Source organism: Variovorax sp. N23, from assembly GCF_025486315.1.
GTDB lineage: Bacteria > Pseudomonadota > Gammaproteobacteria > Burkholderiales > Burkholderiaceae_C > Variovorax.
Map to the genome: position 1 here is coordinate 38770 of NZ_JAOOPY010000020.1, position 25650 is coordinate 64419.

The 25650-nt window shown below is 66.7% G+C and carries 17 protein-coding genes and 1 pseudogene; 12 read left to right on the plus strand and 6 right to left on the minus strand.

Translation table 11 applies throughout. The features are described from left to right. Window positions 1-7: 7 nt before the first annotated feature. From N8A90_RS23110 to N8A90_RS23120, 3 genes are read right to left on the minus strand one after another with little or no spacing between them, the layout of a single operon-like run. Window positions 8-817, minus strand: coding sequence for a transporter substrate-binding domain-containing protein (locus tag N8A90_RS23110; protein ID WP_262077572.1), 810 nt, complete (start codon window positions 815-817; stop codon window positions 8-10). Between the two features lie 48 nt (window positions 818-865). Then, window positions 866-1519 carry an amino acid ABC transporter permease gene (locus N8A90_RS23115; RefSeq protein WP_262077573.1) on the minus strand — a complete coding sequence of 218 codons (654 nt, stop codon included), beginning with the start codon at window positions 1517-1519 and terminating at the stop codon, window positions 866-868. Between the two features lie 15 nt (window positions 1520-1534). Then, complete coding sequence (locus tag N8A90_RS23120) at window positions 1535-2206, minus strand: amino acid ABC transporter permease (RefSeq protein WP_262077574.1); 672 nt, start codon at window positions 2204-2206, stop codon at window positions 1535-1537. Window positions 2207-2501: 295 nt separating this feature from the next. Between N8A90_RS23120 and N8A90_RS23125 the strand changes: the two genes are divergently transcribed. From N8A90_RS23125 to N8A90_RS23145, 5 genes are all read left to right on the plus strand, one after another. Beyond that, on the plus strand, window positions 2502-4046 hold the full coding sequence (locus tag N8A90_RS23125; protein WP_262077575.1) for a TolC family protein: 1545 nt from the start codon (window positions 2502-2504) through the stop codon (window positions 4044-4046). Between the two features lie 47 nt (window positions 4047-4093). Next, on the plus strand, window positions 4094-4807 hold the full coding sequence (locus tag N8A90_RS23130; RefSeq protein ID WP_262077607.1) for an efflux RND transporter periplasmic adaptor subunit: 714 nt from the start codon (window positions 4094-4096) through the stop codon (window positions 4805-4807). A gap of 75 nt (window positions 4808-4882) precedes the next feature. Next, the gene (locus N8A90_RS23135) at window positions 4883-10924 is read left to right on the plus strand and encodes an Ig-like domain-containing protein (RefSeq protein WP_262077576.1); all 6042 of its coding nucleotides are present in this window, start codon (window positions 4883-4885) and stop codon (window positions 10922-10924) included. Beyond that, window positions 10921-12291 carry an efflux RND transporter periplasmic adaptor subunit gene (locus N8A90_RS23140; RefSeq protein WP_262077577.1) on the plus strand — a complete coding sequence of 457 codons (1371 nt, stop codon included), beginning with the start codon at window positions 10921-10923 and terminating at the stop codon, window positions 12289-12291. Before N8A90_RS23135 ends, N8A90_RS23140 begins: the two co-directional genes overlap by 4 nt. Window positions 12292-12301: 10 nt before the next feature. Beyond that, window positions 12302-14410 carry an HlyD family efflux transporter periplasmic adaptor subunit gene (locus tag N8A90_RS23145; protein WP_262077578.1) on the plus strand — a complete coding sequence of 703 codons (2109 nt, stop codon included), beginning with the start codon at window positions 12302-12304 and terminating at the stop codon, window positions 14408-14410. 16 nt (window positions 14411-14426) lie between these two features. Here N8A90_RS23145 and N8A90_RS23150 read toward each other — a convergent pair whose 3' ends face one another. Then, the gene (locus tag N8A90_RS23150; protein WP_262077579.1) at window positions 14427-15569 is read right to left on the minus strand and encodes an FAD binding domain-containing protein; all 1143 of its coding nucleotides are present in this window, start codon (window positions 15567-15569) and stop codon (window positions 14427-14429) included. A 194-nt stretch (window positions 15570-15763) separates the two neighbouring features. On the opposite strand from N8A90_RS23150, the gene N8A90_RS23155 reads away from it, so the two are divergent. Continuing rightward, window positions 15764-16399 carry an antibiotic biosynthesis monooxygenase gene (locus N8A90_RS23155; protein ID WP_262077580.1) on the plus strand — a complete coding sequence of 212 codons (636 nt, stop codon included), beginning with the start codon at window positions 15764-15766 and terminating at the stop codon, window positions 16397-16399. A 114-nt stretch (window positions 16400-16513) separates the two neighbouring features. Here the strand turns inward: N8A90_RS23155 and N8A90_RS23160 are convergent. Then, a pseudogene (locus N8A90_RS23160) lies at window positions 16514-16987 on the minus strand (dihydrodipicolinate synthase family protein); the annotation flags it as partial. Between the two features lie 536 nt (window positions 16988-17523). On the opposite strand from N8A90_RS23160, the gene drt3a reads away from it, so the two are divergent. The 6 genes from drt3a (at window position 17524) to N8A90_RS23190 (ending at window position 24343) form a co-directional block, all read left to right on the plus strand. Beyond that, window positions 17524-18873: an antiviral reverse transcriptase Drt3a gene (drt3a, locus tag N8A90_RS23165; protein WP_262077581.1), complete on the plus strand. Its 1350-nt coding sequence runs from the start codon at window positions 17524-17526 to the stop codon at window positions 18871-18873. Then, the gene (gene drt3b / locus N8A90_RS23170; RefSeq protein ID WP_262077582.1) at window positions 18866-20938 is read left to right on the plus strand and encodes an antiviral reverse transcriptase Drt3b; all 2073 of its coding nucleotides are present in this window, start codon (window positions 18866-18868) and stop codon (window positions 20936-20938) included. Before drt3a ends, drt3b begins: the two co-directional genes overlap by 8 nt. 576 nt (window positions 20939-21514) lie before the next feature. Next, entirely contained in the window at window positions 21515-22018 is a 504-nt protein-coding gene (locus N8A90_RS23175) for a CoA transferase (protein WP_262077583.1), read from the plus strand. Between the two features lie 4 nt (window positions 22019-22022). Next, on the plus strand, window positions 22023-22532 hold the full coding sequence (locus tag N8A90_RS23180) for an ureidoglycolate lyase (protein WP_262077584.1): 510 nt from the start codon (window positions 22023-22025) through the stop codon (window positions 22530-22532). Window positions 22533-22586: 54 nt separating this feature from the next. Then, window positions 22587-23147, plus strand: coding sequence for a hypothetical protein (locus N8A90_RS23185; RefSeq protein WP_262077585.1), 561 nt, complete (start codon window positions 22587-22589; stop codon window positions 23145-23147). Next, window positions 23144-24343 (plus strand): PrsW family intramembrane metalloprotease, encoded by a 1200-nt coding sequence (locus N8A90_RS23190; protein WP_262077586.1) that lies wholly within the window; start codon window positions 23144-23146, stop codon window positions 24341-24343. The genes N8A90_RS23185 and N8A90_RS23190 overlap by 4 nt, the downstream gene beginning before the upstream one ends. On the opposite strand, the gene N8A90_RS23195 is transcribed toward N8A90_RS23190, so the two are convergent. Further along, entirely contained in the window at window positions 24312-25574 is a 1263-nt protein-coding gene (locus tag N8A90_RS23195; protein WP_262077587.1) for an MFS transporter, read from the minus strand. The genes N8A90_RS23190 and N8A90_RS23195 overlap by 32 nt on opposite strands. Between the last annotated feature and the right edge of the window lie 76 nt (window positions 25575-25650).

Sequence of the window (25650 nt, forward strand, 5' to 3'; positions counted from 1 at the left end):
GTCGTGCTTACTGCAGCTTGGGCAGGTCGGCGCCCAGCCACTTTTGATACAGCTTGTTGAGTTCACCGTTGGCGGTGTTCTTCGCGACGAAGTCGTTCACGGCCTTGGTCAGCTCGTCCTGGCCCGGACGCATGGCGATGCCCATGGCCTGCTGCATCAGGTTGAACTTGTTCTCGAAGGTGTTCGGCGGCACGCGCTTGGCGATCTGCGCGGCCACGGTGACCGAGCAGCCGATGGCGTCGACCTGGCCCGACATCAGCGCCTGCATGGCCGATGCGTCGTCGTCGAAGCGGCGGATCTCGGTGCCTTCCGGTGCAGCCTTGGTCACGGCGACGTCCTGCGTCGATGCGCGGGCCACGCCGATGCGCTGACCCTTCAGGTCGGCACCGGACTTGATGTTGGCGCTGGTCTTGCCGTACAGCACGATGGTCGCGGCGGCGTAGGGCGTGGAGAACTGCACCTGCTTCGCGCGCTCGGGCGTGACGGCCAGCGAGGCGACCAGCAGGTCGACCTTGTTGGTCAGCAGGAAGGGAATGCGGTTCGGGCCGGTGACCGGCACGATGTTGGCCTTGACGCCCCAGTCCTTGGCCAGCAGCTTGGCCACGTCGGCGTCGTAGCCGTCGGGTTCGTTCTTGGCGTTGGTCGTGCCGTAGGGCGGGAAGTCGACCAGCATGCCGATGGTGATCTCGCCCTTCTTCTTGATGTCGGCCACCGACTGCGCGGCGGCGAAGGGGGCGAAGACGGTGAGCGCGGCGCCCAGGCCGAGGGCGGCCAGTGCGGCGGTGGTGCTGCGGCGGGTGGTGTTGAACGAGGTCATGTCGAAGTCTCCTAGGTTGGGATCGAAACGGGAAAGATGAAAGCGGTGTCAGCGTGCGAGCGCGAGGTTGCGCTTGCGTTCCATGCGGGCCGCCAGCAGCGACAGCGGCCAGCAGATCGCGAAGTAGATGGCGGCCACGGTTGTGAAGACGTACAGCGGCTGGAAGGTCGCGTTGTTGATGATCTGCCCGGCGCGCGTGATCTCGGTGAAGCCGATGATGGCCGCCAGTGAGGTGCCCTTGATGATCTGCACCACGTAGCCGACCGTCGGCGCCAGCGCGATCTTGAAGGCCTGCGGCAGCACCACGTCGCGCATGCGCGAGGCGTACTTGAGGTTGAGCGCATGCGCCGCCTCGATCTGCCCGCGCGGGATCGCCTCGATACAGCCGCGCCAGATCTCGCCCAGGAAGGCCGCACTGTTGAGGATGAGCGCCGCGCCGGCGGCGATCCATGGGTTGATGTCCAGCCCCAGCACCGGGGCGCCGAAGAAGATCAGGAAGAGCTGCAGCAGCAGCGGCGTGCCCTGGAAGATCTGGATGAAGCCGATGGCGAGGCCGCGTGCGGTCTTGCTCTCGGACGTGCGGGCCAGCGCGATGACCAGGCCGAGGATCGCACCGCCGACGAAGGCGATGGCCGACAGCGCCAGGGTCCACTTGGCGGCTTCGAGGATGAAGAGGAATTCGGGATAGCCGAAGGTACGCATGAGTGTTCTCCGGGCTTATCGACGATCGGGGTAGTTGAGCGTGCGCTGGTAGATCAGCTTGAACAGGGCCGAGAAGGCCATCGCCAGCACCAGGTAGATGGCGGCGACCACGATGTAGATCTCGAAGCTGCGGAAGGTCTGCGACTGCAGGTTGGCCGCGACCGAGGTCAGGTCGTCCGCCGAGATGACCGACACCACCGCCGAGCTCAGCATCAGCAGGATGAACTGGCTGGTGAGCGCCGGGTAGATCGCCTTGAGCGCCGGCTTGATGATGATGAAGCGGAAGATCTCCCAGGGCTTGAGGTTGAGCGCCCTGCCCGCCTCGATCTGGCCACGCGGGATCGACTCGATGCCGGCGCGGATGATCTCCGTGGCATACGCGCCGAGGTTCACCACCATGGCCGTCAGCGCCGCCGTGTAGGGCGACCAGCGCAGCCCGATGGCCGGCAATGCGAAGAAAAAGAAGAACAACTGCACCAGGAACGGCGTGTTGCGGATCACCTCGATGTAGGCATTGACGATGAAGCGCAGCCAGCTCGGCCCGGAGGTCTTGCCCCAGGCGCAGAACACTGCCACAACGAGGCCGAGCGCGGTGGCGATGAGCGACAGCTGGACGGTGATCCAGGTGCCCTTGAGCAGCAGCGGCCAGGCCGCGAAGACCGCGTCGAACTGGAATTGGTAATTCACGGAATAGGCCCCGCGGACAGGGATCGGTGCATGGGCTGAGCAGTGTATGAAACCGGTTTCAGACCGGCATCGGTGTTTACCCTGCATGCCAGAAGACCGCGGGTTCAAGGCTCGCCCACGGCCCGCTGCCATCCTCCGTCACGCCCTTGGCCACGCCATGTTTCCCCGAGCGAATCCTCCTCGGCATCGAGTTGCAATAGTTGAGAAAATGTTACAGTAGGAAACAATCATGAACCAAATGCGCCGACGGGATTTGCACTCGGTCGGCACCGCTCCCGCCCTCACCGAGACCTCCGTGACACGTCCGACCTCCGCACTCATCCCGCGCGCCGCTCCTGCCCTCGCCCTCGCCAGCGCCCTCCTGTTGATCACCGGTTGCTCATCGCTGACGCTCGACAGCGCCAGATTGAGCGCCGCCGAGGTGAAGTCCACCCTCGCGGCCGACAGGGAGGCGCTCGCGCGCGATGTCGAACCGCTCGCCGGGCCGCTGACGATGGAAGGCGCGGTGGCTCGTGCCATCAAGTACAACGCGGATCGCCGTTACCGTGCGATGGAAGAGGCCGTCGCCATGGGCGCCTTCGAGGTCGGCCAGTTCGACATGCTGCCCAAGGTGATCGCCTCGGCCGGCTACCGCAACCGCAGCAACGACCTGATCACACGCAGCACCGACTCCGTCACGGGCCAGCCTTCGCTCGCCAACCCGTACATCTCGTCGAGCCGCGAAGCGTGGACCGGCGACGTCGGCATTTCCTGGAGCCTGCTCGACTTCGGCCAGAGCTACTACGCGGCGAGGCAGAACGCCGACCGCGTGCTGATCGCGGGCGAGCGCCGTCGCAAGGCCCTGCACAACCTGATGCAGGAAGTGCGCGCCGCCTACTGGCGCGTGGTCGCAGCACAGCAGTTGCTGCCCGTGCTGCGCACGACCATCACCGACTCGGAAGCCGCGCTGCAGGATTCGCAGAAGGTCGAGGCCGCCAAGATCCGCTCACCGCTGGAACCGCTGCGCTACCAGCGGCAGCTGCTGGAGAACCTGCGCCTGCTGGAGCTGATCGAGCAGGAGCTGTCCACCGCGCGCGTGGAACTCGCCTCGCTGACCAACCTGCCGCTCGCGAGCACCTTCACCGTGGTCGAACCGGCCGCCGACAACAACGGCGGCTGGCTGCAGCAGCCCGTCGAACAGCTCGAGGAGTTCGCGCTGATGCGCAACCCCGATCTGCGCGAAGGCATGTACAACGCCCGCATCGCGCAGCAGGAAACCCGCCGCACGCTGCTCAAGCTCTTCCCCGGGGTGTCCTTCAACTACGGCTTCCGCAGCAGCAGCGACTCGTACCTCATCCACCGCCAATGGACGGAGACCGGCGCGCAGATCTCCTTCAACCTGCTGGGCCTCTTGTCCGCGCCGGCCCAGATGCGCCTGGCCGACACGGGGGTCGCGCTGGCCAACCAGCGCCGCATGGCCACGCAGATGGCCGTGCTCACGCAACTGCACATCGCCCGCCTGCAATATGCGAACGCGACGAGCCAGCTGGCGCGCGCCGATGCCATCGTGGGCGTCGACAACCGCCTGGCACAGCAGGTGGCCAACCAGGAAGAAGCCCGGAAGATGACGGTCCTGGACCGCGTGTCGCAGCAGAGCGCGGCGGTGCTGTCGCAGCTGCGCCGCTACCAGGCGCTGTCGAACAGCCAGGCCGCGGCATCGCGGCTGCAGGCCACCCTGGGCCTCGAACCCGTGGTGCCCGACGCGGCCACCACGCCGCTGTCGGACCTCACCACCGCCGTGGCGGCCTCGATGCAGTCCTGGAACCGGGGGCAGCTGCCGCCGGCCGAGGCCGCACCGTGAGCGTCGCTGCAAGCCTGCGGTGGTCGCTGGCCGCCTGGAGTCTGGCGATGGCGTGCACGCCGCCGGTCTGGGCCGCCAGCGAGACGGCGCTCGACATGCGCGAGATCCGCGCGCAGCTCGCCCCCCGGCGCTACACGACGGTGGCCGCCGAGATCGGCGCCAAGATCACGCGCCTGCCGGTCGTCGAGGGCTCGGCCTTCCGGCAGGGGCAGGTGCTCGTGCAGTTCGACTGCTCGCTGCAACAGGCGCAGCTGGCCCGCGCGCAGGCCGCGCTGATGGCCGCCGACACCAACTGGCGCGGCAACCAGAAGCTGGCCGAACTCAATTCGGTCGGCACCGTCGAGCTGGAGATGTCCAAGGCGGAGACGCTCAAGGCCCAGGCCGAAGTCGCCGCCAACCGCGCGCTGCTCGGCAAGTGCCAGGTCGCCGCGCCGTATGCGGGCCGCGTCGCCGAACAGAAGGTGCGTGAACAGCAGTACGTGCAGCCCGGTCAGGCGCTGCTCGAGATCCTGGACGACAGCACGCTCGAGCTCGAGTTCATCGTGCCTTCACGGTGGCTCGTCTGGCTGCGCAACGGCTCGACCTTCCAGGTGAGCATCGACGAGACGGGCAAGACCTACCCGGCCAAGGTGCAGCGCATCGGCGCGCGGGTCGACCCGGTCACGCAGTCGATCAAGCTGAACGCGGTGATCGACGGCCGCTTCGCCGAGCTCATGGCCGGCATGAGCGGCAAGGTGCTGATCGCGCCGCCGGCACGCTGAGGCCTTGCCCGACCCCATCCCCGCGGAGATTCCGCGCCCAGTCCCTGCGCCACGGTGCGCCCCGAGGAGCCCCTCTTGTCCCCTTCGACCCCGTTCCTTTCGCGCATCGCCGGGCGCACCACGACGCAACGGCCCCTGCGCCGGACCTCGCAGCTCCTGTCGCTGGAGCAGCGCTTCATGTTCGACGGCGCGGCCGTCGATGCGGCACACGCCGCCGAGCCGGCGCATGACAGCGCACCGCCGCCCGTGCCGCCCGCTGTCGAGGTGCGCGCGCCTGAGCCGGCGCGCGACCAGGGCAAGAAGGAAGTGGTGCTGGTCGACACCTCGCTGGCCGACTACAAGACATTGGAAGCCGGCGTGCGCGAGGGCGTCGGCATCGTCGAGTTCGACGGCACGAAGGACGGCCTCGCGCAGATCGCCGCCTGGGCCGCCAGCCAGGAAGGCTACGATGCCATCCACATCCTCTCGCACGGATCGGAAGGCGTGATCAACCTCGGCAGCATGCAGCTTAACCAAGCGTCGCTGGTGAGCTCCGCCGTGCAAACCGAACTGACCCGGCTGGGCCAGGCGTTGAGCACCGACGGGGACCTGCTGTTGTATGGCTGTGATGTCGGCGCCGGCGCCGGCAGCGCGCTGCTGTCGGGCATCGCGAAGGCCACCGGCGCCGACGTCGCCGCCTCGACCGACACCACCGGCGCCGCGCGCCTCGGTGGCAACTGGACCCTGGAAGCGCACGACGGCACCATCGACGCGCGCGAACTGGCGCTGACGCAGTACGACGGCGCGCTGACGCTGGTGCCTTTCATCTACGGCACCGACGCCGACGAGTCGATGCCGCGCACCTCCATCGTCAAGACCGTGTCCGGACACAACATCACCTTCACCGGCCCGGAGATGTACCTCTTCGCCAACGGCACTCCGGACGACGGTCTGTATCCCTACGCCTCCGACGGCAGCAACGGAGTGAGGCTCACCGTCACGGCCGCGGCCGGGTACTCCTTCGACATCAGCTCCTTCGGCGTCCAGGCCATCAGCGGGGCGGTCAATTTCAACATCACCTGGGCCGACGGCACCACCTCGTCCTTCACCCAGAGCGGCTTCAACATGGCTGGCGTGGTCTCGACGGTATCGGGCTTCAACACCGCGCTCGACGACATGCGCAGCGTCACGATCACATCGAGCGACTACACGACCTTCCAAAACTTCAACATCACCGACGTCAAGCTGCTGCCGCCAGTCGCGAAGGTCAACAGCGCGAGCCTGGGGGCTGACACTGGGACTAGCGGCAGCGACTTCATCACCAATACGGCTGCCCAGCTCATCAGCGGCACGCTGTCGGCCAACCTGGCCAGCGGCGAAAAGGTCCAGGTTTCCTACGACAACGGCAGCACCTGGAGCGACGCCACCACCTATACGGTCGGCACCGCCGCCTGGAGCACCACCACGACGCTGGCCGGCAACGGCACTTTTGTGGCCCGCGTGGCCAATGTCGATGCCACGAGCACCGCCTACACGCACACCTACACGCTCGACACCGCCGCACCGACCACCAGCTTCAGCGGCATCGCGCTGTCGGCCGATACCGGCACCAGCAGCACCGACCTCATCACCAAGACCGCGTCCCAGACCATCACTGCCACGCTCAGCGGCGCGCCGGCCGGCACCGACGTCGTCTGGGGTTCGGTCGACGGCGGCAGCAGCTGGATCGACATCACCAGCAAGGTCAGCGGCACCACGCTGAGCTGGAACGGCGCCACGCTCGGCGCCGGCAGCAACTCGATCATGCTCAAGGTCACCGACGCCGCCGGCAACGACAGCTCGCTGAGCTTCCAGAACTACACCCTCGACACCACCGCGCCCACCAAGAGCGTGGCCACGGCCGCCTTCTCCAACGACAGCGGCAGCTCCTCGACGGATTTCATCACCAGCCAGGCCGCGCAAACCGTCAGCGGCACCCTGTCGGCCAACCTGGCCAGCGGCGAGACCGTCTATGTCTCGCTCGACAACGGCGCCACCTGGAGCGCCGCCGCGGCCACCGTCGGCACCAACGCCTGGTCGCTGGCCGGCCGCACGCTGACTGCCAGCAACACGCTCAGGGTCAAGGTCAGCGACACCGCCGGCAACGACGGCGCCGTGCTGTCGCAGGCCTATGTCTACGACACCACCGCGCCGACCACCACTTTCGGCGGACTGGCGCTGTCGGCCGACACCGGCGCCAGCAGCAGCGATTTCATCACCCGCACCGCGGCGCAGACCATCAGCGCCACGCTGAGCGGCACGCTGGCCGGTGGTGACATCCTGTACGGCTCGCTCGATGGCGGCGCCACCTGGACCGACATCACCGGCAAGCTCAGCGGGATGACGCTGACGTGGAACGGCGTCACCCTGGGCAGCAGCGACACGCTGCAATTGAAGGTGGTCGACGCCGCCGGCAACGAGGGCGCCGTGCGCAGCCGGGCCTATGTGCTCGACACCAGCGCGCCGGCCACACCCGGCACCCCGGTGCTGGCCAGCGGCAGCGATGGCGGCATCTCGAACAGCGACGGCATCACCAACGACAGCACACCGACCTTCACGGGCACCGCGGAAAGCGGCAGCACCGTTAGCGTCTACGACGGCGCGACGCTGCTGGGCACCGTCGTGGCCACCGGCGACAGCTGGAACTTTACCGCCGGCTCACTGAGCCAAGGCGGACACACCATCACCGCCGTGTCGACCGACACGGCCGGCAACGCCTCCGCCGCCTCCGCCGGGCGGACCATCACCATCGACACCACCGCACCGGCGGTCAACTCCGTCGCCGTGCCGGCCAACAACACCTATTACAGCGGCGACGCGCTGGACTTCACTGTCAACTTCAACGAAGCGGTCATCGTCGACACCACCGGCGGCACGCCGCGCATCGCCATGGTGGTCGGCGCCACCACGCGCTACGCCAGCTATGTGGCGGGCTCGGGCAGCAGCGCACTGATCTTCCGCTACACCGTGGTCAATGGCGACACCGATAGCAACGGCATCACGGTCGGCGCACTGTCGCTCAACGGCGGCTCGCTGAGAGACACCGCCGGCAACGACGCCACGACCACGCTCAACAGCGTCGGCAGCACCGTCACGGTACTGGTCGACGGCTCGCAGCCGAGCGTCACCGCCATTGGCGCCAGCACCGCCGACGGCAGCTACGGCGCCGGTGCCGTCATCACCATCACCGTGGACTTCAGCAGCGCGGTCACGGTCGACACCAGCGGCGGCACGCCGACCCTGGCGCTCGGCAGCGGCGGCAGCGCCACCTACACCGGCGGCTCCGGCAGCAGCACCCTGAGCTTCAGCTACGTCGTCGCGGCCGGGCAGAACAGCGCCGACCTCGACTACAGCGCGAGCAGCGCGCTGGCCCTGAACGGCGCGACGATCACCGAAGTCGGCGGCGCCCAGCGCAGCGCCTCGGTGGTGCTCGCCACCCCTGGCACGGCCGGCTCGCTGGGCGCCAACAAGAACATCGTCATCGACACCGCCGCGCCCACCACCACCGTGGCCGACGCCGCCTTCTCGGCCGACAGCGGTTCCTCGGGCAGCGACTTCGTCACCAACACCGCCGCGCAAACCATCAGCGGCACCCTGTCGGCCAATCTGGCCAGCGGCGAGCACGTCTACGTCTCGCTCGACAACGGCGCCAGCTGGGCCCAGGCCGCCGCCAGCGCCGGCAGCAACAGCTGGTCGCTGGCCGGCCAGACGCTGACCGGCAGCAACACCCTGCGGGTGCGTGTGGTCGACGACGCAGGCAACATCGGCGCGGCGTATGCGCAGGCCTATGTGCTCGACACCACGGCGCCGAGCACCGGCTTCAGCAACGTCGCGCTGTCGGCCGACACCGGGGTGCCCGGCGACCTGATCACGAACACCGCCGCCCAGACCATCAGTGCCACGCTGAGCAGCGCGCCGGCCGCCGGCGACGTGGTCTATGGCTCGCTGGACAACGGCGCGACCTGGACCGACATCACCAGCCAGGTCTCCGGCACCACGCTCAGCTGGACCGGCGTCACGCTGGCGGGCAGCAACACGCTGCGGCTGCGCGTGACCGATCAGGCCGGCAACAACGGGGCCGCCACCAGCCGGGCCTATGTGCTCGACACCACCGGCCCGACGACCAGCGTGGCGAGCGTCGCCTTCTCCGGCGACAGCGGCGCGTCGTCCACCGACTTCATCACGAACATCGCGGCGCAATCCGTCAGCGGCACGCTGTCGGCCAACCTGGCAGCGGGCGAGACCGTGATGGTCTCGCTCGACAACGGCGCGACCTGGAGCGCCGCCACGGCCACCGTCGGCAGCACCGCCTGGTCGCTGGCCGGCCAGACGCTGAGCGCCAGCAACACCCTGCAGGTCAAGGTGGTCGATACCGCCGGCAACGACGGCGCCGTGCTGTCCCAGGCCTATGTCTACGACACGGCGGCCACGGTCCCGACCGTCGACCCGCTGTCGACGACCAGCCTCACGCCGGTTCTCGGCGGGACGGCCACGCTGGCCGCGGGCGAGACGATGACCGTGAGCGTCGGCGGCGCCACCTACGACGTCACGCCGACGGCGGGCGCCTGGCGCCTGGACCTGTCGACGGCCGTACCGGTCAGCGGCACGCTGACGCTGGCGCTGAACCAGCGCTACGAGGTGGTGGCGTCCGTCACCGACCTCGCCGGCAACAGCGCGGCCGACGCGACGGTCGGCGAACTGACGCTGGGCACGGCGCCCGCCACCACGGTCACGGGCGTCGCGTTCTCGGCCGACCAGGGCGCCAGTGCCAGCGACTTCGTGACCAACGCCGCCGGCCAGACGATCAGCGGCGGCCTCTCCGCGGCGCTCGCGGCCGGCGAGTCGGTCCAGGTGTCGCTCGACGGCGGCAGCACCTGGCGCCCGGCGGCGGCGACCGTCGGGTCGACGCAGTGGTCGATCGACGCCACGCTGCCGGCGGGCAGCGGCACCCTGGCGGTGCGCGTCTCCAACGCGATCGGCGGCGGCACGTCGTACCGGCAGGCCTACGTGCTGGATACGACGGCGCCCGCCAGCACGCCCGAAGGCATCGTGCGAACCGCCGACGGCGTCGTGCAGGGCAGCCTGTCGGCGCCGCTGAGCGCGGACGAAACCCTGTTCGCCTCCCGCGACGGCGGGCAGAACTGGTTCGCCGTCGCGGTGGATGCCGACCGCCGGGCCTGGTCGCTCTCCGGCGCCGGCGATGGGGCGATCCAGCTGCGCGTCACCGACCTGGCCGGCAACACCGGGCCGCTGCGCGACGTAGCCGCTGTGACAGCGCCCGCTCCGGCTCCGGCTCCGGCCCCGACCCCGGCCCCGGCCCCGGCCCCGGCTCCCGCCGTCCCGCCCCCCGTCTTCCAGACGCCCCCACCGCCCGTGTCGGAACCCTGGCTGCCGCCTGCCATGCCGCCGTCCGCGCCCTCCGCGGCCGGCAGCACGTCGATCGGCGTGCCCCTCGCGCCGCAGGAGGCGCGTGGGGTCGACGGCTGGCAATCGCCCCTGCTGCAGCGCGACACGCTGCAGCCCGGTGCCGTGCTGCGCGGTGGGCTCGTCGAACTGCTGGCCGTCATGCCCGGGCCCGACGGCTCCTTCGTGCGGCCGGACCAGGCGCTGTCCGGACCGGGCCCCATGACCGCAGCCGATCGCGCCGACCGTGGCGAGGTGCTGCTGGCCAGCGCGCCGATCCAGGACCTCACCGTGCGCAGCGGCGGCCGCATCGACTTCCAGCTGGGCGCGGACACCTTCGTGCACGGCGTGCCCGGCGCCGTGCTGCAGCTGAGCGCGAGAACCGCCGACGGCAGGCCGCTGCCGGCGTGGCTCAAGTTCGATGCGCGCACCGGCCGCTTCGAAGGCGTGCCCCCCTCGGGCTTCAGCGGGACGCTGACGGTGCAGGTCATGGCGCGCGACGCCCAGGGTCGCGAAGCGCTTCAGACCTTCAGGATCGTCGTCGAACGCGACGGCCGTGCGCGTGTCGCCCTCGAGGCCGGCGGCCGCAGCAGCCTGAACCAGCAACTGCGCGAGGCACGCGGCACGGCCCATGAGGGGCTGGCGGCGCTGGCAGCGGCGACACGCAGCGTGCAACGCGCCGACGAACACGCATGAACGACGCCACGCCGGCCTCCGTGCCGGCCCATCCCCTGCTCGCGCTCATCGAGCTGGGCCGGCGTGCCCGCGCGGCGGAGAGCGCGGCGGAGCTGGGGTTCCTGGCGGTCAACGACACGCGCGACCTGGTCGCGTACCGGCAGGCCGCGCTGTGGATGGCCGACGGCGGCGTGCGCGCGCTGTCCGGCGTCGTGGCCGTCGAAGGCAACGTGCCCTACACGCAGTGGCTGGACCGGCTGTGCCGCGCGCTCGCCACCCACCAGGGCACCGAGGTCGGCCCCGTGGATGTGGAAGCCCTGCCCGCGGACATCCACCACGAATGGCAGGACTGGCTGCCCACAGCGGCGACCTGGGTGCCGCTGACTGGCGCGAACGGCGCGGAAGGTGGCCTGCTGCTCGCGGGCGACGCGCCGGTGCCGCCACCCCACTACCCGCTGCTGAGCGAATGGCGCGAGATCTGGCTGCACGCCTGGCACGCACGCGCGCAGCGCCCGTCGTGGTCCCCGCTCGGCTGGGCGGGCGCGCTGCGCCGCGGCTGGCAGGGCGGCTCGGCCGGCACGCGCAGGCGACGCGGCCTGATCGCGGGCGGTGTGGTGCTGGCCGCGCTGGCGTGTCCGGTACGCCTCACGGTGCTGGCCCCGGGCGAACTGGTGCCGGCCAATCCGGTGACGGTGCGCGCGCCGCTGGACGGCGTGATCGCCGAGTTCGGCGTGCGCCCCAACCAGATGGTCGAGGCCGGCCAGATGCTCTTCGCCTTCGACCAGGCCCCGCTGGACAGCCGCCTGGAGGTCGCCCGTGAGGCACTCGCCACGGCGCGCGCCGAATACCGGCAGGCCGCGCAGATGGTGCTGAACGACCCGCGCTCGCGCGCGCAGATCGCCACCCTGCTGGGCAAGATCGCCGAGAAGGAGGCGCAGGCGGCTTTTCTCGCCGAACAGTCGCAGCGCTCGCGCGTGGTCGCGACCCGGCCGGGCATGGCCGTGTTCGACGACCCGACCGAATGGATCGGCCGCCCGGTGCAGACCGGCGAGCGCATCCTGCAGCTCGCCGCACCGGACGACGTCGAGATCGAGGCCTGGGTGCCGATCGGCGACGCGATCCCGCTGGCCGAGAAGGCGCCGCTGCAGCTCTACCTGGCTGCGTCCCCGCTGGCCTCGCTCTCGGCCACGGTGCGCACCATGAGCCTTCGCGCCACGGCGCGGCCCGATGGCAGTTACGCCTACCGCGTACGCGCCACGCTGAACGCGCCCGCCGGTCAGCGCATCGGGCTCAAGGGCACCGCCAAGCTGTCGGGCGAGCGGGTCCCGCTGGTCTACTGGATCCTGCGGCGTCCGCTGGCGGCCATCCGGCAGTTCCTGGCCCTCTGAGCGACGCGCGATGCCTGCTTCGCCCGCCTTGCCGTCCCTGCGCCAGGAGCTGTCGCTGGTGCCCGGCCCGCGCCTGACCGACGGGCAGCCGAGCTGGACCTTGCACGACCCGGTGCGCAACCTCTTCTTCCAGATCGACTGGCCGAGCTTCGAGATGCTCAGCCACTGGGCGCTGCGCGAGCCGGCCGCGATCCTCGACCGGATCCGGCGCGACACCACGCTCGACCTGGACATCGATGCCCTGCGCAACCTGCTGGCCTTCCTGCAGGAGCAGCAACTGCTGCAGCCCGCGAGCGGTGCGTCGCCCGCCATGGCCGCCGCGCTGGCCAGGCGGCGGGGGAGCTGGCATCAATGGCTGCTGCACAACTACCTGTTCTTCCGCATTCCGCTGCTCAAGCCCGACCGGTGGCTGACCTGGCTCCAGCCGCACCTGGACTTCTTCTTCTCGCGCGGCTTCGTCGGCCTCACGGCGCTGGCCGCCGTGCTGGGCATCTTCGGCGTCTACCGGGAGTCCGACCGCTTCGCCGCGACGCTGATGGACACCCTGACCTGGCGCGGCGCCCTCGCCTACGGCACGGCCATCGCCTTCGCCAAGGCCTGCCACGAGATGGGCCATGCCCTGGCCGCCAAGCGCTACGGCTGCCGCGTACCCACGATGGGCCTCGCGTTCCTGGTGATGTGGCCTGTCGCCTACACCGACACGAACGAGGTCTGGAAACTGCGCCGGCGCGAACAGCGGCTGCTCGTCGCCGGCGCGGGCATCCTCACGGAACTGGCCATCGCGGCCTGGGCCACGCTCGCCTGGGCCTGGCTGCCCGAAGGCGCACCCAAGCAGATGGCCTTCCTGCTGTCGACCACGACATGGATCGCCACGCTGGCGATCAACGCCAGCCCCTTCATGCGCTTCGACGGCTACTTCCTGCTGTCGGACTACCTGGGCCTGCCGAACCTGCACGCCCGGGCCTTCGCCCTGGCGCGCTGGGACCTGCGCGAGCGACTCTTCGGCCTGCGCGAGGCACCGCCCGAAGAGCTGCCGCACCGGCTGCGCGGCGGCCTGGTCGTCTTCGCCTGGATGGTCTGGATCTACCGGCTCGTGCTGTTCCTGGGCATCGCCGCGCTGGTCTATCACTTCTTCATCAAGGCGGTCGGCATCCTCCTCTTCGCGGTGGAGATCGGCTGGTTCGTCGCGCTCCCGCTGTGGCGCGAACTGCAGGCATGGCGCCTGCGCTGGCGGGCCATCCGCCAGAGCCGGCGCGCGCGGTGGAGCGCGGCGATCGCCGTGCTGCTGTGCGCACTGCTCGTCGTGCCTTGGCCGAGCCGGGTGCTGACGGCGGGTCTGCTGCAGCCGCAGCGGCACCTGGCGCTGTATGCGCCGCCGCATGCCGCCCTGGCCGACCTGAGCGTGGCCAGCGGGCAGACGGTGGCCGCCGGGGCGCCGCTGCTGCGCCTCACGTCGCCGGACCTGGCCCTTCGGGCCGACGAGATCACCGCACGCCAGGACCTGCTGGGTTGGCAGGCCGGCGTGGCCGGCTTCGACGAGACCGCGCGCCACGACTGGCAACTGCTGGACGACCGCCGGGCGCAGCTGCGCGCGGAACACGCCACCGTGGGCGCCGATCTCCAGCGCTACCGGCCGGTGGCGCCGTATCCGGGCATGCTGGTCGACCTCGACCCCGATCTGCGGCCCGGCGACTGGCTCAAGGAGCGGGAGCCTCTGGGCGACTTCGTCGGCATGGGTGCCTGGCAGGTCGTGACCTATGTCGACGAGGACGAGGTTCGACGGCTGCACCCCGGCGACCGCGCCGTGTTCATTCCCGACGGGTTGGGCGGCTCGGCCCTCGCCGCCCGGATCGCCGGCATCGACCGCGATGCATCCCGCACCCTGAGCGAGCCGGAACTGGCCGCCCCCGCGGGCGGCCATGTCCTGGTGCGCGAGAAAGGCGGCGTGCTGTATCCGGAGCATGCGATGTACCGCGTCGTCCTGAGCGTCGACACCGACCTGGCGCCCAACAGCCCGCTCTGGCGAGGGCGCGTGGCCATCGCCGGCGACTGGGAAGCCCCGGTCGTGAACTTCCTTCGCGCCGCCACGACGGTTGCCTGGCGCGAACTGGGCTTCTGAGCAGGCGAGCGCTGGATCAGCGGTCCAGGCCCATGATCCGGTTCCCCATGCCGATGCCCGCCGCGCTCATCGAGCGGCCGAGCGCGAGCTGCTGCGCCTCCCAGCGCGCCAGCCGGTCCTCGGCGGGCCCCTGCGCACCCACGCGCAGCGCCTGCGCCAGCGACAGCGCATTGGCCGCCGCCTTGGCGGTGCTGCCGGCGGTGTGCGGGCGCGGCACGAAGGCGGCATCGCCGATCAGCACCGTGGCGCCGAAGCGCATGCGCGGCACGCTCAGATCGACGATGGCCTGCACGAAAGGCGCCTCCGTGGCGAGCACCAGCGCGCGCAGGCTCGGCGACAGCAGGGCCAGCGCATCGCGCCGCAGCGCGGCCACGTCGCCATCCTTGGCGAGCCCGGGCGGCAGGGCCAGCGCATGCACCGAGCCGTCGCGCGCGGTCAGCAGCCGCGCGAGGCTCTCGCGATCCAGGGGGCGGTACCACACCCAGTTGCGGCGCCTCGCCCCCTCGGCCGTGGCGCCGTCCTCTCCGGGCACGAGGTATTCGAGCAGCAGGTGATCCGGCCCCTGTTGAAAGACGAAGGCCTGGCCGAGTCGGTTCGCCACCGACGTGGCCACCTCCTTCTCCGGCACGAGGCCGCGCCACGCCACGTAGCCCGCATAGCGCGGCGCGTGGCCCGGCAGCAGCTGCCCCCGCACGGCGGAGCGGGCGCCGTCGGCCCCCACCAGCAGATCGCCGGTCTCCAGGCGACCGCTCTCGAAGAGCGCCGTCACCGTTCCGACGGCCTCGCGGAAACTGACGAGCCGCTCGCCGGCATGCACGGTGCCGGACGGCAAGGCGCTGCGCATGGCCCCGTAGAGCATGTTCCAGGACGTCTGGGTCTGCGGCATGAAGCTCCGGTGCACGACGCGGTCGGCCGCATCCAGGTAGATGCGGTCGCCGGAGCGCACGCCCAGCGCGCTACCGTGCGCCACGCCGGCAAAGCGGAAGGCGTCGAGCACGTCGGGCTGCAGCACGATGCCGCCGCCGCGGCTGTCCAGCGCACTCGGCGAGCGCTCGAAGACGTCGACCGACCAGCCGGCGGCACGCAGCGTGGTGGCGGCGAGCAGTCCGCCGAGCGAACCGCCGACGACGATGGCGCGGGGCGAGGACGAGCGGGTCATGCTGCGCTCGACGTGGCGAAGGGTTGGCGAAGAGAGGTCATGAAAGACTCCTGGGGCACGGCGACGAGGGGCCGCGACCTGGCCAATGTGCGCGGCAGGCGTTTCAGCGCGATGTGCCGGCGCACCGGCTGCGCTTACAGATGCAATACGCCTGCAGCGCCATCGTCAGGTAGGCTCGCGATGCTCGACACACCATGACCGCCGACACCCCCACGCCCACCACGGACGATCGCGAGCCCTCGCTGCGCAGCGCTACGCTGTCCGACGTGACGGCCCGCCGCCTGCCGCGCCCCGAGAGCGTCACTGCGGTGATCCGGCACCACGTGCGACCCGACGCCGCCGCGGCCTACGAGCAATGGCTGCAGCGCATCGTGCCGATCGCCGAGCGCTTCCCCGGGCACCGCGGCGTGCACGTCATCCATCCGCCGGCCGGCTCGACGCTCTACACCGTCACGATCCGCTTCGACTCGCTGCTGCATGCCGAAGACTGGTTCCAGTCGACCGCGCGCCATGCGCTGCTCGACGAGGTGCTGCCGATGCTCGACAGCGACGAAGAGGTCAAGACCGTGACCGGCCTCGAGTTCTGGTTCCACCCCGGGCCGGGCCAGAAGCCGGCGCGGCGCTACAAGCAGTTCCTCATCACGCTCTGCGTCATCTTCCCGCTCACGCTGTACGTGCCCCGGGGCGTGCAATGGCTCGCCGGCTGGGTGCCGGCGCTGCACGACACCTACCTTTCCCACTTCGCCACCGCGGCCATCGTCGTGGCGCTGATGACCTACGTGCTGATGCCCCGCATCACGCGGCGCCTGGCCGGCTGGCTCTACCGCTGACACCCGAAGGCTGTGCGAACGCGGTCTGCGCTCAAGGCCTCGGGCGCCCGGATGAACTGACGGCGCGCCCTCCTTGATGCCGATCACGTTGGGCAGTTGCACCAGCCGCTCCAGCACCTCGGCCGTGTAGGCCAGCGCACCGGCACGCACGCCGGCCTGGTACAGGAACAGCGGCAGCGAGCTGTTCGACGTCGCGATGCGGTGGTGCCGCACCGCCATGTTGGCGTCTTGCGAGAGCGCCCAGGAGAACGGCGGGAACACCAGCACCGCATCAGCGCCCGCGGCCTCGGCGTCATCGACATGGCGCTGCGCCTCCAGGCTGTCTTCGGCGTTGATGCCGCACACCAGCAGCGTGTGCGACGGGCACGCCTGCCGCGCGATCTCGGTCACGCGGCGCTTCTCGTCGCGGCCGAGCATGAAGTTCTCGCCCGCATGCCCGTTGATCAGCAGGCCGGTGATGCCGTCGGCACGCGACACGGCCGACAGGTGCGCCGCCAGCGTGTCTTCGTCGATGCCGCCATCGCCCTGCAGCGGGCACACGGTGGCGGCATGGATGCCGCGGAAATGATCGAAAGACTCGGAAGGCATGGCGGCACGCGATGAAGGACTGCGGCCACCTTAGCGGCGCGCCGGGGCGGCGGCCAATGCGGTTTGGGGGCCGGTCTATAAGGGAGGCGAATAGCCCATCGATGGATGGGCCGCTATCGAGGCAGTGCTCAGATCGGGCGCTGGCGGCGGACTTGAAAATGCAGCTTCCGAGGCAACTCCCGACCATCTCCACAGGAATCGAAGTTCTCCCTGACTTGGCCCCAGCGGATAGGCCAAGGAATCTGGCCGTTTCCACAGCGATCGTGTGACCGTGTTCGCGGCGACGACGTGATCAGGTCATTCCGATGACGCTCTGCAGCAACCTCACTCGTTTGTCATCGGTGCGACAACGTGAGTTAATTTCCAAGAATGAAGTGAACTGATGTCAGTGCGAGTGCTTGATCCTTCGGCATGTCGGTTTTTCCGTTGGCTTGTTCAAGGCTGCGCGGATCATCGTGACTAAATGTTGAAGAAGTCTCGATGCTGTGCGATTATCGGCTCTCGCCGTCAACTGAATTACATGGAATGAGTCGCCAATGGTTTTCGACCAACTATTCACTGCGGAGAACTTCCGCCGCATATATGATTCCGAAAACCGCAAAGGTTCAGACTTAGCAACCCGCTTTTTCCCTACACTCGAACCGTACACGATAGCTGTACGCGACAAAGTGAAGGAAATTCGTGAATTAAGAAAAATTGAAGCCGCACTAACGGTTGCAGATTTCGAGGCAAAGTTGCTTGCAATGAAGGCTGAACTCGTTGCCTTGAAGACCGCCAAGTCAGATGCCGTTGACGTGCTGATGGATGAAATTAGCCAAAAGATACTCAAACCAAGCTTCAAAATCAGGCTGTCACAAAAGACCGGCCCGAAGAGAAAGCCGGTTTTTTGCGTCGACGCGGAGCCTGAGACATTTTTCGTCATCAAACAGCTCCAAGTAAACATCCATTACATCTACGATGTCAAACAGGCTGGCCGCCACGACTTGGCATGCCAACTTCGTGACATGCTCTCCAGCAAATTTCCGTTTGAGCTAGTCCGCACTGACATCTCTTCGTTTTATGAGAGCATTGACCGAAAACTCTTGATCGAGAAACTGGACCGAGATCAGTTATTGAGTTCTGCCTCCAGAAAATACATTAAACAAGTACTGAGCTCATACGGTGACGTTTCCGGCACGACGGTCGGTATTCCCCGCGGCGTTGGCATCAGCGCATATCTCTCTGAGCTTTATCTAAAGCCTGTGGACACAGCAATCCGAGCGCTGCCCGGCTTGGTCCTATATTGCAGGTTTGTTGATGACATTGTGGCAATTTTTGCACGACCGCCGACTGGCCAGAACCTCGGCTCGTTCAAAGACTTGATCATTGGGATTTTCGGCCGCAACGGCCTCACGCACAATTTGGACAAGACACGTGAGTTTCAACTTGCTGATGCCAGCCCAAAGAAATTCGAGTATCTGGGCTACCGATTTCTCGTCAAATCGGGCAAAGTCGAAATAAGTCCAAGCGCAGCGAAGGTGCTGAAATATCGGGCTCGGATGAATGCTGCATTTTTGGACTATTGGCGAGAAAATCCAACCAATCCGAAAAGTGCATTCAAAAATTTAGTTGCGCGCATGAAATTTCTGACAGGCAACACCCGCCTCGCCAACAGCAAGGCATTCGCGGTTACTGGCATTTACTTCAACAACTCGATCACAACCGACTTATCGAGCTTCAAGCTACTCGACAAGCAACTCAATAGAAGCACCAAGAAACTAAAACGGACAAGTCTTCAAAAGAAGCTGAAAAATTTTAAATTTTCTTCCGGCTTTGAGCAACGGCAATATCACAATTTCAGCACAAGAGAGCTAAAAATGATCGTTCAGGCTTGGAAACATGACTAAGCGGCGCGTCTCACTCACCCACAGAAAACAAAGACCCTTGCTAACGGATATGCTTCCGTTCGAAGTACCCCCAACATTTTCCAACCGAGGATATTACTGCTTTCTGAGAAAGAATAGCATTGAAATTGAAAAAGAGCAATTGCGCTGGATTTGTGACACGGATGCGCTCGATGCGATAATTCGGCTATTGTTTGGGGTCGAACCTAGTACCGCCATCACGACTGAGATTGTGACCGAATGGGGTAAACGGAAGATGCGCCGATCCGTGCCTATTCGAAAATGCGAGATGGGCACTATGCCTTTCAATTTTCGTGTCGCGCATAATCTCGATGGGCGCACGCTAAGCATTGTGCATCCGCGTAATCAGGTTGCCGTGGCGAGCTTCTACGCAACGCATAGTGCGTTAATTATTTACCATACCTCGGTTAGCGAGTTTTCTATACGCCATCCGGTCTCGGTGTCTCGCTACGCGTACTTCAAAGATAAGCTTCACGAAGAACGTTTGGATCCTGTCGCAGGAGTGGAAGAGGAGGACCGGGAGTACGAACAACTCGGCTCCTATTTCGTCTACAAAAAATATAGAAACATCCATCGATTTTTTGAATCGCACGAATATCATCGTAGCGAGAAGAAATATGATGCCATGGTACAGCTCGACGTGAGCAAATGCTTCGATAGTATTTACACTCATTCGCTGCCATGGGCCATTCTTGGCAAAGATCAAACAAAATTCAGTTTGAAGGAATCAAAAGCAACCTTTGGAGGGCAATTTGACGCCCTCATGCAAGAGCTGAATCATAACGAAACCAACGGAATCGTCATTGGCCCGGAGTTCTCTCGAATTTTCGCAGAGATAATTCTTCAATCGGTCGACGTGGAATTGATCAAAAAATTGACTGAGGCGGAAAACCTCCTCCACAAGGTGGATTATGAAATTTTCCGATATGTCGACGATTTCTTTGTTTTTTACAACAAAGAATCAACACACTTGAGGATATTCGAGGCACTTCAGAAAATTCTCAAATCCAAAAAACTAAGCATCAATACAGCCAAGATCAAGCATTATCAAAAGCCAATCATCACAGAGATCACAATCGCCAAAGAGCAAATTTCAAGCCTTCTTAATGATGTGATTAATCCTGTGTGCGAGGAGGATCTGTCTACCCTCCCCTCCACTCCGCCGAAGCAGAGCCTAGTCTGCACCATAAATGCGAATCGTCTGATCGTTCGGTATAAGTCCGCCCTCAAGGAGGCCGGCGTTACCTACGGCGATCTGTTGAATTACACCTTTGCCATCGTCGAAAACAAGCTCGAAAAGCTTCTCAAATCCTATATTTCTTGTAGCAAGTCAGATCGCGATCGCAAGCATCTCTCCAAGGCCTTAATTGCGATAATGGAGTTCGTTTTTTTCGCATACTCTGCGAGCCCAAAGGTCAATCACACAATTCGCCTCTGCCGAATGATTGCGACGTCAGTGGATTTTTTGAATTCCCAGGGCTTCCCATACGAACTGAAGCATCTGCTGTTTAAACAAGTCCACGAGAATGTGATGCAGCAGCTGGAAAAGAACGCCATGAGCGTTCACCGCGAGCTTGAGAGCCTATATCTGCTTCTTTGCTTATCGCAGATAGGCCGGGAGTACTGGCTCCCAGTATCCGTTCTGCTTCAACATTTTCTGATCGAGGCGGAAGAAAATTCCGGGGAATATATTCGTCCGGCGGGCTTCATGAGCCACTTTTCGATCACGATACTTCTTTCCTACATAAAAGACAAAGTTCGCTATGTGAAGTTGAAGACTTTTTTGGAAGCGCACGTCATCAAAAAATTTGAGCATGTTAAAGCCTATTGTCGCGAGGACGGCGAAGCGCTGATATTGATGCTCGATCTCGTAACCTGTCCTTACATCAGCACACCCACTAAGGAGTGCATCGGAAAGATTTTCGGCTTTGGTGCAGCAGAAACTTTGTCTATTCAGTCCGTCAACGATCACTGGTTTACCGCTTGGGGCAGCAAATTCAATCTCGGAAAAGAACTTGACGCGAAGCGCAGCCGTGAAGTATACTGAACACGGCGCTCCGTTTTATCCTTAATTGCTGTTGGCAGCATACACACAAGCGCCATCTCTTTCCCTATATCAACCGGGGGGAGAGTTGTGAGATGGTAGGAGCGGGCCATCTCACCCCCCCCAATCTTCGTGCTTCCGTTTAGTGATCGCAACATGCTGCGTTTCGATCTTTCTGCAAGTCGATCGGTTGTGCTGTGTCTGGGCAGACCTAATTAATTTATCGACTCAATAAACCGAAATTAAAGCTATATCCTCAACCTTGAGGAGCTATCGCTCCGGCGAACCTCGTTAAGAGGGTTGCGTGGACTCAGTGTATCTGAGTTGTTTTTGGCTCCATATCGAATTTTCTCGAGCGGCCGGCCGTAGCGGGTTGCTCCCGCACCAAAGGTTTGGCATCGTCACCCGACCTCAATTGAACGCAGAACGTAGCAGCCACGCTACTGCGCAGCACCTGTCACATCGACAGCTATCCAGCACGCTGATAGTCCCCCGCAGATATTGAATAGGTCGCCAAGGCCTCTCCGCCTCACCCCGCGTCTATCCTGAAAACGCCCCACCGCTTTTCAGGAACCCCGCATGCTCTCCGGCTTCAAGGTCATCAGCTTCAACCACTTCCACGCCGGGCCGATGGCTGCCCAGTTGCTGGCCGACATGGGGGCCGACGTGATCGCGGTGGAGCCGCTCGACGGGGCCTTCCACCGCAACTGGGCGGTGGCCAACCACTTCGTCGCGGGGCAGAGCGTGAACCTGCTGACGACCGGGCGCAACAAGCGCAGCCTGGCGCTCGACATGAAGTCCGAGGCCGGCAAGGCGGTCGCGCGCAAGCTGGTCGAGGGGGCAGACGTGGTGATGGAGAACTTCCGCCCCGGCGCCATGGCTCGGCTGGGCCCGAGCTACGAGCAGATCAAAGCCTTTAACCTGCGCATCGTCTATGCATCGGTCAGCGGCTACGGCGCGAGCGGCCCCGACCGCGACCTGCCGGGGCAGGACCTGCTGCTGCAGGCGCGCTCCGGCTTCGCCGCACGCACCGGCCACTTCATGCGCCAGCGCTTCGCGCCTTTCAAGACATCCGAGAATTGAGGGCATGCGAACCCTCCACCCCGAGCCCTTGACCGCCGCGGCCTTCGCGCCCTTCGGCGACGTCATCGAACTGGCTGGCGCGCGGCAGATGCCGATCAACGCCGGCACAACCATCCGCTTCCATGACCTGGCCCAGGTCGACGTGCTGGCCGAAGGCGGCCGCACGCTCATCAACCTGTTCCGCGCACAGCCGCGCGACGTGCCGGTGCGCCTGAGCCTGATGGAGCGCCACCCGCTGGGCTCGCAGGCCTTCCTGCCGCTGGCCGAGGCACCGTACCTCGTGGTGGTCGCGGAGGACGACCACGGTCGGCCCGGCGCGCTGCGCGCCTTCGTCAGCAGCGGCTGGCAGGGTGTGAACTACGCGCGCAACGTGTGGCACCACCCGCTGCTCGCGCTCGGCGCCGTGCGCGACTTCATCGTGGTCGACCGCGGCGGTGCCGGCGTGAACCTCGAGGAGTGTCCACTGGAGGAGGCGGTGTGCGTGGCCAGCGGCCCGTTCGACACCGCGCGTTGACCGGAACGTCCGCCGATCCGCCAGCGCGCGGCATTCGTATGGCACGATCGACCGATGCATGAGCCGTCACGCCGGATCCCGTACCGCACCTGGCCCGGCGCACTCGGTGTGGTCCTGGCCATCGGCGGCTATGTCGGCGGCCTCGTCATGTGGGACCGCCACACGCCCGGCAGCCGGCCGTTGGCGGCGGGCGAGACACTGACGGTCGGCCCGGCGCGCTTCGTCCCCGCCCCGGATTGGGAGATGGACCTGGCCCGCTCGAAGTCGGGCAACACGCTGATGCTCTTCAAGGGCAGCCACAAGTTCCGGGTGACCGCGGCCTTGTGGGAAGGCGGGCCGGACGGGCCGATGGCGCGGCAGCTGCGGCTCATGGAGCGCGGCCAGGGTCTGCGCATCGACGGCGACGTGTCCGACTTCATCAATGGCTGGGGCATGCAGGGCGTGACCTTCGCCTACTACGGGCCGAAGCTGGCCGGCCGGCTGTGGCAGGTGGTCGACCTGCAGCGCAAGGCGGTCGTGCGGATCGACTTCTACGGCGCCAACGACGGCCTGAGCGACGCACTGACCGACGCGCGCCGCATGCTCGACTCGATGGACCTCGGAGCGCCGCTGTGACCCCGATCGCCTTCGACCGCGCGCGGGCCACCTGGCCCGTCGGCACCGACTCGTTCTTCCAGCCGCGCCGCGCGGCCTTCTGGCTGCTGGTGGTGCTGATCGTCAACGGCCTTTTCTACACGGTCCAGATGTTCTCGACCGGGTTCCGTGTCGTCCCCGTCACCGCCTTCCTCGGGCTGTTCGTGTGGGGGCTGTACGCCCTCGCCTTCGTCCTGGCCTTCCGCGCACTGGACCTGCTGGAGCAGCACGCGCCGAACGCCTTCATCCTCGCCTTCGCCTGGGGCGGTTTCGGTGCGGTGTTCTTCGCGGCGCCGGCCAACGTCGCCATCCAGAACCTGTGCGCCAAGCTGGTGTCGCCCGCCTTCGCGGCGGCCTGGGGGCCGGCCATCGCGGGGCCGATCACGGAGGAATTCCTCAAGCTCGCGGGCGTCGTGCTGCTGGTGCTGGTGGCCCGCACCCAGTTCCAGACCACGCTGTCGGTGCTGATCGTCGGCGCCATGACGGGGTTGGGCTTCCAGGTGATCGAGAACCTCAGCGACACCGTCAGCGCCTCGATGAACTTCCCGCTCGAGAGCCAGGTGCTCCCGGTGCTGCTCAACCTGCTGACGCGCGGCGTGCTCGGCGGGCTGTGGACGCATGCGGCCTACACGACCATCGCGTCCTTCGGCGTCGCGTGGTTCCTGCTGCATCCGCAGCGGCCGATGGCGGCGCGGCTCGCGGCCGTCGTCGGCTGCTTCGCGCTGGCGTGGGCCATGCACTTCGTGTGGAACTCGCCGCTGCTGGAAGACCGTTTCGGCAACGGCTACGGCGACATGGCGGCGCTGCTGGTGGTCAAGGGCATCCCGGCGATGGCGGCGGCCTGGCTCCTGTGGCGCGTGGCCGCCCGCGAGAACGGGGCCTACCTCCACGAACTCGCCGCCTACTTCTTTCCCGAGCGCGACCTGATCACCGACGACGAGTGGCTGCGCCTGGGCTCGCCCGTGCTGCGCTACCAGGTCCGCCGGGCGATGGGCCGGACCTTCGGCCGGCGGGCGCGACGCCTGAAGACGCAGCTGCAGCGCGAGCAGCTGCGCCTGATCCGCAAGGCCGCGACCTATGGCCGCGGGCCGCAGACGGCGCGCCACGAACGGGCTGTACGGCGCATCCGCGCCGCGCTGGACGCGCTCATCGGCGGGCCGTCGACGCCGACCGCATGAGGGCTGCGGCCAGGGCCTGCAGCGCGAGGATCACGAAGAAATAGGCGGCGTTGTCCGAGCCCCACGACGGCGCTGCGCGGGCGCCGTCGACCATCAGTCCGGCCAGCACCGCGGGCGCAAAGGCGTAGAGCGCCTGCGCCAGGGCCACGCTGCGCGCCACCACGCGCGGCACATCGGCCGGCGCGAACTCCGCCTGCGCGATGAGCGGCGGCAGCGACGTGGCGTTGCCGATGCCGAGCCCGAAGAGCACGACGCCCAGCAGGAAGAACGCGAGGTGCTCCGGCCCGGCGACCCACAGCAGGAGCGTGCCGGCGGCCTGCACGGCGTAGCTGGCCGCTGCAGCACGGCGCCGGTCGGTGCGCCCGCGCAGCCACCGCGCCATGATCAGCCGGCCGCCCATGCCGCAACCGGTCGCCAGCGCCATGACCCCGCCGGCCAGCCGGGGGCCCATGCCGGGCGCCATCAAGGAGAAGAGCTGGGCGATCAGCCCGATCTGGGCGAAGAGGCCCAGCGACATCGCGGCGGCGAGCGTCAGGAATCGGCGGTCTCTCCAGAGCGCCGGGACGATGGCGGCGGCTGCCGGCCCCCCTGCCGGGGCTGACGCCCTGGCAGGTGCCACGCCGTCCGCGGCCTGGCCTTCGCCCAGCGGTGTCCTGGCGAGTTCACGGGTCGCGATGGACGTCACCGCCACGACCATCGCCAGCCCCACCATCATGGCGGCGGCCGGGAAGCCGACGCGCTCGATCAGCACGGCCCACAGCGGCGAGAACACCATGCCGCCGACACTGGCGCCGTTGTAGGCCTTGGCCAGCGCGAGGGGCCGCCGGTCGGCGAACCAGGGCGAGACGATCGCGTTGATGCCCGCCGCACCCAGCGGCACCCAGCCGCCGCCGGTGAGCAGGGCCGCGACGAACAGCTGCCACGGCTCGACGGCCGCCGCCCAGCCCAGGACCCCGGCGGCCAGCACGATGGCGCCGACCAGGGTGGCCGCGGCAACGCCGAATCGCCGATGAATCCGGGGCAGCAAGACGACCACGCCCGCTCCGAACAGGAAGTGGCAAGTGACCGCGGCGGATACCAGCGGCAGCGACCACCCGGTACGCAGCACGACCGCATGCAGGAAGACCGGCGGGCCGTAGAACCCGACACCCCAGCCGAACAGCGCGACGACGAAGGCCGCGCGGACGACGGTGTTGCCGTAGAAGTTGAAGGTGGGGGACGGGGAGGACATGGCGCGAGCGTTTCGAGGGGCGGCGTGTGCCGCGATGCATTCGATGCTGCGGCGCTCGCCGGCCTGAACACTTCGC